Annotated in this window: 8 protein-coding genes and 1 tRNA gene; 4 read left to right on the top strand and 5 right to left on the bottom strand. The window is 35.4% G+C overall.

Annotated elements, in window-relative coordinates; all coding sequences use genetic code 11:
- From A9Q93_RS05435 to A9Q93_RS05450, 4 genes are all read right to left on the bottom strand, one after another.
- The coding region (locus tag A9Q93_RS05435) for a DUF4407 domain-containing protein (RefSeq protein ID WP_303686366.1) at positions 1 to 907 on the bottom strand (907 nt) is incomplete at its 3' end.
- A gap of 196 nt (positions 908 to 1,103) precedes the next feature.
- Positions 1,104 to 3,068, bottom strand: a complete 1,965-nt coding sequence (locus tag A9Q93_RS05440; protein WP_303686367.1) for a M56 family metallopeptidase — start codon at positions 3,066 to 3,068, stop codon at positions 1,104 to 1,106.
- 2 nt (positions 3,069 to 3,070) lie between these two features.
- Entirely contained in the window at positions 3,071 to 3,436 is a 366-nt protein-coding gene (locus A9Q93_RS05445; RefSeq protein ID WP_303686368.1) for a BlaI/MecI/CopY family transcriptional regulator, read from the bottom strand.
- Positions 3,437 to 3,594: 158 nt separating this feature from the next.
- Positions 3,595 to 4,842: a DoxX family protein gene (locus A9Q93_RS05450; RefSeq protein WP_303686369.1), complete on the bottom strand. Its 1,248-nt coding sequence runs from the start codon at positions 4,840 to 4,842 to the stop codon at positions 3,595 to 3,597.
- A 282-nt stretch (positions 4,843 to 5,124) separates the two neighbouring features.
- On the opposite strand from A9Q93_RS05450, the gene A9Q93_RS05455 reads away from it, so the two are divergent.
- Positions 5,125 to 6,603 carry a cell wall anchor protein gene (locus tag A9Q93_RS05455; protein ID WP_303686370.1) on the top strand — a complete coding sequence of 493 codons (1,479 nt, stop codon included), beginning with the start codon at positions 5,125 to 5,127 and terminating at the stop codon, positions 6,601 to 6,603.
- An 83-nt stretch (positions 6,604 to 6,686) separates the two neighbouring features.
- Here the strand turns inward: A9Q93_RS05455 and A9Q93_RS05460 are convergent, their stop codons facing one another.
- Complete coding sequence (locus A9Q93_RS05460) at positions 6,687 to 8,072, bottom strand: dipeptidase (RefSeq protein WP_303686371.1); 1,386 nt, start codon at positions 8,070 to 8,072, stop codon at positions 6,687 to 6,689.
- A gap of 112 nt (positions 8,073 to 8,184) precedes the next feature.
- On the opposite strand from A9Q93_RS05460, the gene A9Q93_RS05465 reads away from it, so the two are divergent.
- From A9Q93_RS05465 to A9Q93_RS05475, 3 genes are all read left to right on the top strand, one after another.
- Positions 8,185 to 8,266 (top strand) — tRNA-Leu (locus tag A9Q93_RS05465).
- 22 nt (positions 8,267 to 8,288) lie between these two features.
- A complete protein-coding gene (locus A9Q93_RS05470) occupies positions 8,289 to 8,498 on the top strand; it encodes a hypothetical protein (protein ID WP_303686373.1) in 210 nt (69 codons plus the stop codon).
- Positions 8,499 to 8,531: 33 nt separating this feature from the next.
- Complete coding sequence (locus tag A9Q93_RS05475) at positions 8,532 to 9,893, top strand: RHS repeat domain-containing protein (RefSeq protein WP_303686374.1); 1,362 nt, start codon at positions 8,532 to 8,534, stop codon at positions 9,891 to 9,893.
- The last annotated feature ends 236 nt before the right edge of the window (positions 9,894 to 10,129 follow it).

The following is a 10,129-nucleotide window of genomic DNA, read 5'->3' on the forward strand; positions in this document are numbered from 1 at the left end:
CAAGGTCTTCTCGCTCTGCATACTTGTAATCGTATTCACCTTTAGGTGATAACAGTTTTGCAATTATAGGTGAGGTCTCTATGGCTAGAAATAATAAGAAAATAAAGAATGATGTTATAAACGGCAATTTGTTAAGTGCTTCTATACGAGCCATAAGTCCGTCAAAGTTTTCTATGATAGGTTGAGATGCTGCAAGTTGTGTGGCTTCTTTTGTATTAAGATCTGCAAGTTGTAATTCTATGGCTGTGATTTTTTCACCGTTGGTAGTTTTCAGCGCTTGTAATTCGGCTAGTGCCGCGTCGTGTTTTTCTCTTTTCTCCTTGTAGACTGGTCCTTTTCCCAACTTGTTAGTTCCCGATGTTCCTTCAGCTTCAGTGATGTACGTGTTGTAAAGTGCTTCAACTTCGGCTTCTTTTGTGGTGATTTCAGATTTTAATTCTTGTATCGCTTTCGCGAAAGCGGACTCCTCAACAGCAAAGAGTGAGGCAACTTGCTCCTGATTTTCTAAAGTCATTGCATTTTTCTCTTCCAATAATACTTGATCGATCTCCTTTTCAAAAATCTTTAATTCGAGAGGTTTTGAGATAACAAGAGCGATGATTACCGCCAAAATAATACGCGGTGCAGCCTGCCACAATTCATTGATTTTGCGATCACTTTTCTTGAGCGTGGAAACAATATAGCGGTCCAGATTGAAGATTAAAAGTCCCCAAACGAGACCAAAGGCTGTCGCAATCCAGTAGCTGTCAAAAACGGTAAATAGGGCATAACTAGCTGCAAAAAACGCCATAAGTGCGGTAAAGAAAACGGTAGCGCCTATACCGGCATATTTGTTACGCTCGCCGGCGCTGCACTGGTCAAGTAACTCAGCATCAGCACCGCTGCAAAAGATGAAAAAAGATTGCATAAGAAAAGAATTTATAAGGAGGTTATAGTTTATAAACGTGAACACTAGGGAATTGTTACACTTTTGCAGATTTAAATTCCACTAATTCCGTTGTATGTCAGAATTGGCTAGATGTTTTCTTAAAGATGTTTTGAAACTAAAAAAGCCTCAGATAATAATCTTGAGGCTTTGGTAACTTATATTAAATATGAAAAATCTAGCATTTTAAATCACGATCTAACCTGGTAGGACCGTAAATGTTATCGGGATTTTGATCTATGTAAACTCTTTTGTCATCTGATGAAGTATACATCTTCAAAGAATACACTCCATTAACAGGCCCTATCTCAATACCTTTCTTTCCATTTTTTTGGATAAAGGCTTTTGCTTTTGCTGCATTTACTTTTACATCATCGATGTAATAATTCATTTTATCACCTTTATCTTTAATGTAATCTAAAGGATCAGCTGGCGGCGGCGGTGGCGGTAGGTCTTCTTTTTTAACGTATTCTACTGTTTTTCCATAAACGTCAATAATATTCCCTTTGCGATCATAAAAGTTATTGTCGTTTTCTTTTAATGTATAATGGTAAATACTTCCATCGACTTTTATATAACCAGAGTTTGCTGTTGGTGTAGCTGGCGGCGGTGGCGGCGGAAGATCTGGCCACGGCTGAGCGTTACTCTTTTGAGCTTTTGTCATGTTATCGTAAATGGATTTATATGTGTTTACGTCTTTAGCTTTAACGATAGCATATTCATTACTTCCGGTTTTCTTCGCCTCATTGTTAGTATCATTTATCTGCTTAGCCCAAGAGTTGTATTGTTCTATTTCTTCAAAGGTGACCACCTTTATAACTGCTGGTGGCGGTGGTGGTGGAATTTGCCCTGGTTTATATGCTACACCATAGTGTGTGCCAGTAAATGGCCATGGTTCATTAGCAGCACGTTGTTCTTCATTCATAGAATTGAAGATGGTTTGCATGTGTGCGGTTTCATTTTCCCAAACAATCAACTGATCGTTGAGCTTCATGTATTGCGCATGCTTTCTAGCTAATTGATTATAGGTTTTAATATCTTCAAGAGTTAAGTTTTCTAATACTTCAACAACTTCAATGATTTCATCGGCTTTTACAATTTCATAGCCTTGACTCTCAAAATCTTGTAAATTACCGTTTTGATCATAAATCTCAATTTTATCCCCTTTGATTTTATAGAAATGTGGCGCACCGTTTATAGTTATATTTCCTTCAGGATCTGATGGGTCAACTGCAATTATCTTTCGGTTATTTTGTTGTTCTTCGATGACTGTTTCTTCTATTTCTATAAATTCAGTTTCTTCTTTACCGCAACTAATGATTAGTAAAGCTAGAATAGGAACGAGCGCTAGACTTCTTAAGACTAGGCTCGTGTTTGATGTATGTGTTTTCATAATGTGAAATCTTTTTTTAATAATGGGAAAGGTAAATGTGTTTGCCATGGCCTGTTGATAACTGGTTATGGCGTGATCTAATAATGTTTGTTGGTACTCTGTAGTGCTAATTCCTTGATTTAATACCACTCGATCTGCAAGAAACTCATGATTTAACTTAATAGAATACCTAATGATGTACAACAATGGGTTGAACCATAAGAGCACTATCAAAGATTCTATAAATAAAATGTCAAGAGAGTGCTTTTGATCTAAATGCGCTTTTTCATGCTCTAAAACGACCGCAGGTATTTTGTTGGTTCCATGGTCCTTTTTAGAGACAAAAATGCGTTTGAGAAAGGAATGAGGTATGGTTACTTGATTGCGTAAAATAAGCTGATACGTCTTATAAGAGCTGATTTTATCTTCGTGTTGGATTCTAAAAGAGTTCAAGTTTTTACAAAAACGCCATAACATGACCGCAAAACCTATTATATAAATACCCAATGTAATATACCACCAATTCACTTCTAAAGCAGTTTCCTCAATAATAGTTTCTTCAACGGTTAAATCATAAGCTGCAAATGAAGTTTGCTCAATAGGTATCACAATCGTTTCTACTACAATGAATGGAATACACAAAGAAATTATCAAAGAACCGATTAAAAACCATCTTTTAAAGGAATGCCATGATGTATTCTCGAGCAACAGTTTATAAGCCAGCCACAAAACAAATAGGCATATGGAGGAATTAATTAAAAAATGTTCCATAATTACTTATTTTCAATTTGACGATCGATGATTTTTCTAAGTTCTTCCAGCTCTTTTTTACTTAAATCGGTTTCTTTAGTAAAGAATGAGGCAAATTGTGACGCACTATCGTTAAAGAAGTTCTTAATCAACCCATTAACATGTTTTGAGAAGTAATCACTTTTTTTAACCAGAGGTCTATACTGCCTACTTTTACCGAACAGTTCATAACCTACGAAGCCTTTATCTGTCATACGTTTTAACAGTGTTGCAATAGTTGTAGTAGCAGGTTTGGGATCAGGATACTCTTCTAATAAATCTTTCATAAAAGCTTTTTCAAGCTTCCATAAATGACTCATAAGATCTTCTTCAGTTTTAGATAATTTCATTTCTACATTTTTAGAACGAACTCTACAAATGTAGAGTAATATTTTAATTCTACAAGTGTAGAGGTGATAAAATGCGATAAAAAAGTAAAATAATATTAAATGTGAAATTTTATAAAACATCTGTAACTAAATGATATTATTACAGTTATAAATATGAATTACTTGTTATATGGTGTTTCATTTACCCAATGAAAACCGCGGTTAATAAGTGTAAAATCCTTTAAATCTATAGCTTTTAAATGTATTTTTAAAGAATCCTGATCGAGTAATCCTTTTATTTTAAGGTGAAGACTATCCTTTTGTTCAATGTAAAAATTGTTAGCAGCTTCAGTATTATCTTCTTTATAAATAGAAATAGAATTTTTAATACTGTCTACTTTGAAATAGTAAAAATCAATACTATCGTTCATTTTTTTAACGACTGTACTGCCTTTAGTTTCCATGATCATGTAGCGCCATCTATCATCAATGGTAGTAAGCGGTGGTATAGTATCTCCATTTTTAATAAAAGTTTCTACTTCCCAGATACCATAAAATTCATCTCTAATTTGGTCTTTTCTTTGTTCCAGATAGATAAGACCTCTCAAAGCTATCGCTCCTAAAATGATAAAACTCAAGCTGCAAATCTTGAAAACTCTTATGGCTTTATTAAATCTTGGGTTAATAGGTCGATAATCTGTAGAGAGTTTTATATTATGTTTCCTAAAAAACACATATTGAAATCGTTTTATATCACTTAATAACAATACTAATCCCATTAAGGCAAGATGGATGGAAAATATTTTAACCGGAATATCAAAACATAGATTCATGACTGCTACGTGTGTCATTATACCTACGACAAAGAGTGCCCCTAAGGTTTGTGTACGTTTAGAAATGAGTAAAAAGCCTGCAATGACCTCAAGTAAACCTGTAAAAACTTCAAATGCTGGACTATAGCCCATATACGCCCATGCAAGACCCATAGGTGACATGTCTCCAAAAGGTTGCAGTAAATCAAGTAGAGAAGGTTCATTAAACTGCACTAGAAAGACTTTTGCAAAGCCGTATAAAATCATAAAAAATGAAACAAAGACACGTAGTATGGTACGGAACCAGTAAAACAAATCGTTATAAGAAGATCGCCTACGATCTAATACCGACCATATAATAAACCCTACAATGGCTACTGCAAATTGCAGAAATAAAGAGAGCCACGCCATAGTATCATCTCCACTTCCTGTAGACTCCAGTTCTAACCTGCCTGACGTTTCAAAAATGTTTTCTCCTATCCAAACCAGCACGGGACTCAAAAGATATCTCGCTGGCATCATAATAATGAATACCACTAAGAATAAAAAAATAAATCTAAATGACAGGCGGGAAGATAGTTTCCAGTGCGGTTGGTGTTCTTGGGTAAAAATCATGGATAGTAAGATGACAGCTATCTGACGATCTGTTTTTTATTATGTTACATTGTTTATTGATAGTTCGCTTTCGCGAAAGCGGACAACCTCTATTTTCTTACAAATTACTATGTCAAAGGTTAAATTATATGCCTTTAAATCGATGTAATACCATATTAATTAACTAATTGTCATAAAAAACGTTAATAAAGATATAAAAACGGTGCGGTTTTTATCAAAGGTTTAGAAGTTAAAGAATATCCTCAGGAGAGATTTTTTATCTTAGTAATAAAGGGATGAATTATGAAATGGAAAATTACTTTATTATTTTTATTAATAACAGGGATCACTTTAGGGCAAGTGGGAATAAATACAGACACACCAGATCCTAGTGCGATGTTAGACATCATGTCTGATGATAAAGGGTTTTTAGCGCCTAGAATGGATTCTACTAGCCGTCTCGATATAATAGACCCAGCTACAGGATTACTAGTTTATGATACTACTCTTGAAGCCTTTCAATATTTTGATGGTACAGAATGGGATTATCTAGCAAAATCTGAAAGGCGTTCTAATTTTAAACGTATTAAAAGTATAGATGATCTTGCAGATGAATTAGTCGCTGGTGGAAACACTAAATACCTTTTAAATACGGATTTTTTATATGAAATAAATGGTACCATATTAGTAGATTTTCCAATTGATTTGAACGGCGCTTATATAGAAGGGATAGATTCATCTGAAGATGTATTGATTAATGTTTCTAGCGGTAGTCTTTTTGAAGGATCTAAAGGTGGAGGATTACGTAATTTAACTTTATCAGGTTCTTTACCTGCTGGAACTAAAACACAATTATTTGATATTAATGCTACGCCTGGAGAATTGTTACTTATCAATAATACAATTGTATCAAACGCTAGCAAGGTAGGAACTTTAGACGGTCTAAGTATCGTGTTTTTGAGTGTCACACAATATGTAAATAATGATGATGGTTTTACTATAAACGATATTAATAGTTTTTTTGTCAGTAATATTTTTTGGACATCATCAAATACGGGAACTTTCATGGAGCTGTTAGGTTCGTTTACAAATCTTCAAATGAATGGTGGACGTATCGAGGCAGATAATATGGAAACAGGTATTGATGTAAGTGCAAATCCTGCGATTGTAAATGATGCCACACTATCACAACTTAGTTTTGTAGGTGCCGGAACGTTAATTGATCCTTATACTACTGGTACTTATTCAGGATTTAATTTTACTAAGGATTGGAATGTAAATTGTTCTGGTATCCCATTAGAAACAGACGCGCAAGCTGTAGGTGATATTAATTTTAATTTTACTGCCGGTGGCGGTGCGTCCACTACTTTTTCTTCTAATGGTGTCCCTAAAAAATTAGCAGGAGTTACTACATCAAATAATTTGTTTCGTTTTTCAAGTTCAAGTGATAATAGAGTTGTATATGAAGGTAAGAAAAAACGATTCTTTAATGTTTCGGCTAGTGTGTCTTTTGAAGGTAATACACCAGGAGATAGATACATATTTTATATTGCGAGAGGTAGATCTGGAGATGCTGTTCCTACTGTAATAGATCAAACTGGTGTGTGGAAGGTGGTACCAGACGGCGCGACCGTTGGTGCTACCACTATAAGAGATATCAGCGCGGTGCCTATTGTAGGTGTTTTTGACCTAGAGCCTAATGATTACATAGAGGTTTGGGTAGAACGTTTCAGTGGTACAGGTCAGATATTTACGGTAGCTTTAAATCTAGCTATTAATTAAATTTAGTACGCTTTCGCGAAAGCGAGTTAAAAAAAATCCCATTCAATAGTTGAATGGGATTTTTAATTTTAATAATTCTTTTCTTATTTACTCATTGCAGTAAAATGTTTGTAGAAGTGAGGTATGGTCTCAATACCTTTCAAGTAATTCCACACACCAAAGTGCTCGTTAGGCGAGTGAATAGCATCACTGTCCAGACCAAAGCCCATTAAAATAGATTTGGAATTTAATTCTTTTTCAAACAATGCCACAATCGGGATAGAACCACCGCTACGTTGAGGTATAGGAGTTTTTCCAAATGTATCCTCGTATGCTGCACTAGCTGCTCTGTAACCTAATGAGTCGATAGGTGTTACATATGCAGTACCACCGTGATGAGGTTTTACTTTAACTTTCACACTATCTGGCGCTATACTTTCAAAATGTTTTTGAAACAATTCTGTTATCTCGTGCCAGTTCTGGTCTGGCACTAGTCGCATTGATATTTTTGCAAATGCTTTACTTGCGATCACCGTTTTTGCACCTTCACCAGTATAACCACCCCAAATTCCATTTACGTCTAGAGTAGGCCTTATGCTGTTGCGCTCATTTGTAGTGTAGCCTTTTTCACCATGCTCTTGCGATATGTCTAAGGCTTTATTGTAAGCCTTTTGAGAAAAAGGCGCTTTTGCCATTTCTGCGCGCTCTTCAGTGCTTAATTCTTCTACCTTATCATAAAATCCAGGAATAGTGATGTGATTGTTTTCATCATGGAGTTGTGCAATCATATCACATAAGATATTGATAGGATTTGCAACAGCACCACCATAAAGACCAGAGTGTAAATCACGATTAGGGCCAGTAACTTCAACTTCTACATAGCTCAAGCCACGTAAACCAGTTGTAATACTAGGAACATCTTTTGCGATCATTCCGGTATCAGATATTAAAATGACATCGTTTGCAAGTTTTTCACGATTACGTTCCAGGAACCAACCTAAAGACTCACTTCCTACTTCTTCTTCACCTTCTATCATGAATTTAACGTTGCAAGGCAGCTCTTTGTTTGCAGTCATGTATTCCATGGCTTTGACATGCATGTACATTTGCCCTTTATCATCACAAGCGCCTCGAGCAAAAATAGCTCCTTCAGGATGCAGCTCTGTTGTTTTAATTACAGGTTCAAATGGTGGGCTGTCCCATAATTCTACAGGATCTGGTGGTTGTACATCATAATGTCCATAAACTAGTACAGTAGGTAAGTTTTTATCAATTATTTTTTCTCCATAAACGATAGGATAGCCTGGAGTCTCACAAATTTCTACATGATTACAACCAGCTTTTTCTAGAGCTTTTTTTACGACTTGGCTCGTTTTGATCACCTCGTCTTTATAAGCGGCATCGGCACTGATAGATGGGATTTTTAGTAATTCAATGAGTTCGTTTATAAATCGATCTTTATGTTGATCTACGTAAGATTTAGTGTTCATGTAAAATGTGTTTGAGGTAAAGATAAGAAAGGATAAAAATTTATTTGATAAAGAATTTGTAATATCTTAAAAGTATGTATATTTGCCGTCCCAAATAGGGAATACTGGTTTTGCGGATGTGATGGAACTGGTAGACATGCTAGACTTAGGATCTAGTGCTTCACGGCGTGCAGGTTCGATTCCTGTCATCCGCACAGAATAAAAAGCTCTTCAGAAATGAAGGGCTTTTTTTGTTTCTCGCTTTCGCGAAAGCGTAATACATTTCGAGGTGGTACACTGCATCAAGGATCTGGAATGTTGGAGAATTATTCTATAAATAATGTTGACTATGATAAAAATGGTAACATCACCACTCTTAATAGATTTGGTCTTTTTGAGAACGCTCAGAATAATCAAAGTATGGATTATGTCGATAAACTGACTTAACAATATAGTCCTAAAAGTAACCAGCTGATAGACGTGACAGATGCAGCAGATGATGCTTCAAGTAATACTTTTAATGGTGGATTTAAAGATAGATTCACTGGAAATAACTATATTTATGGAGATGCAAATGGCAACATGACTAGGGACAACAATAAAGATATTCAGTCTATTACTTATAATCACTTGAATTTACCAACTCAGGTATTATTTGACCATGGAGGTAGTATACTATACACATACGATGCTACTGGTGTGAAGTTAAAGAAAGAAATCTTCTTAACAATTCCCTTAGTAAATGCGGTAGCAGACCTTTCAACTTCCTATGCAGGCAACTACATTTATGAAAAAGATAATTCTGGAGAAAAACTCTCTTTCTTTTCTCATGCAGAAGGCTATGTCGAAAAAAATGGATCAAACTTTGATTATGTATACCAATATAAGGACCACTTAGGGAACGTTAGACTCTCCTATCAAGACATCAATAATAACGGCGCTGTAGACAGCTCTGAGATCAAAGAAGAGAATAACTACTATCCATTTGGACTTAAACATAATGGGTATAATAACTTGATTACTGGACGTGATCATAAATACGGTTACGGGAATAAAGAGGAACAGGACGAACTTGGACTAGAATGGATTGATATTACCGCTCGTAATTATGATCCTGCTTTAGGACGTTGGATGAACATTGATCCTCTTGCTGAACAGATGAGACGCCATAGTACTTATAATTATGCATTTGATAATCCTATTTATTATATGGATCCTGATGGGATGGCACCATGTCCTCCTGGAGAGGAATGTGATCCACCTTTAACTGAAAGAATAGAAGATAAAGCTCAGAGGACGCTTATTATGATAGATATTTCATTACAATTTGTAATTGATAAGATAGAAAATCATGTTGGCGAAGGAATAAGAATTTGGGGGGACAATGATTCCAATGAAGGTTCAACACAATCTGAAGGAGATAGCAAAGGTTCATTGGAGGCTAAGGATATACCTTCAGTCCCTGGAACTTCTAGAAGTAAATTTGGGCCTACACGCAAAGGACCAGACGCGGCAAAGCTTCTTAATCAAGAAAAGAATTTTGCATTAATTTTCAAAGAAGGAGCCGATTATGGTACAACAATAATGGAACAAACTAGCGAAACTACCAAGAGTATTATTGACGTTTCAACTGCTGCAGATAAACTAGTTGAAGATTACAGAGATGATAATACTGAATATAATCTAACGCCATACGGCAATAACGGACAGCCTCAAGGCGGAGCTAAAGCTTATGGTAAAGTAAAGGCTAGAGCTCTAAAGCGAGAACTGTTGAGATCTAATTGGGCAGAAAGTGAGTCCATTAAAATTGATTCAATCACGATAACACCTGCAGAAAAATGAGAGGAATTATTCATACATTATTTAAAATAATTTTAATTATTATCACAGTGACTAGTTGTCATCAAAAATCGAATGAAGAGATTGTGATTGATTATTATAAGAATGGAAATATTAAATCCAAAACGTTTGTAGGTGATACCATAAGAGTACAAACGTTCTTTAATAGTGATAAAAATGGTATTAAAACTGATATCATTTGCACCAATGATACCTTGAAAAATATAAAATATTACAAC

Source organism: Nonlabens dokdonensis (assembly GCF_002162835.1).
GTDB classification, from domain to species: Bacteria; Bacteroidota; Bacteroidia; order Flavobacteriales; family Flavobacteriaceae; genus Nonlabens; species Nonlabens dokdonensis_B.

What these genes read in the sequence shown, in the direction of transcription:
- A9Q93_RS05445 (WP_303686368.1), bottom strand. Translation starts at nt 3,436, where the DNA reads ATGAAATTATCTAAAACTGAAGAAGATCTTATGAGTCATTTATGGAAG.
- A9Q93_RS05455 (WP_303686370.1), top strand. Translation starts at nt 5,125, where the DNA reads ATGAAATGGAAAATTACTTTATTATTTTTATTAATAACAGGGATCACT.
- A9Q93_RS05440 (WP_303686367.1), bottom strand. Translation starts at nt 3,068, where the DNA reads ATGGAACATTTTTTAATTAATTCCTCCATATGCCTATTTGTTTTGTGG.
- A9Q93_RS05460 (WP_303686371.1), bottom strand. Translation starts at nt 8,072, where the DNA reads ATGAACACTAAATCTTACGTAGATCAACATAAAGATCGATTTATAAAC.
- A9Q93_RS05470 (WP_303686373.1), top strand. Translation starts at nt 8,289, where the DNA reads ATGAAGGGCTTTTTTTGTTTCTCGCTTTCGCGAAAGCGTAATACATTT.
- A9Q93_RS05450 (WP_303686369.1), bottom strand. Translation starts at nt 4,842, where the DNA reads ATGATTTTTACCCAAGAACACCAACCGCACTGGAAACTATCTTCCCGC.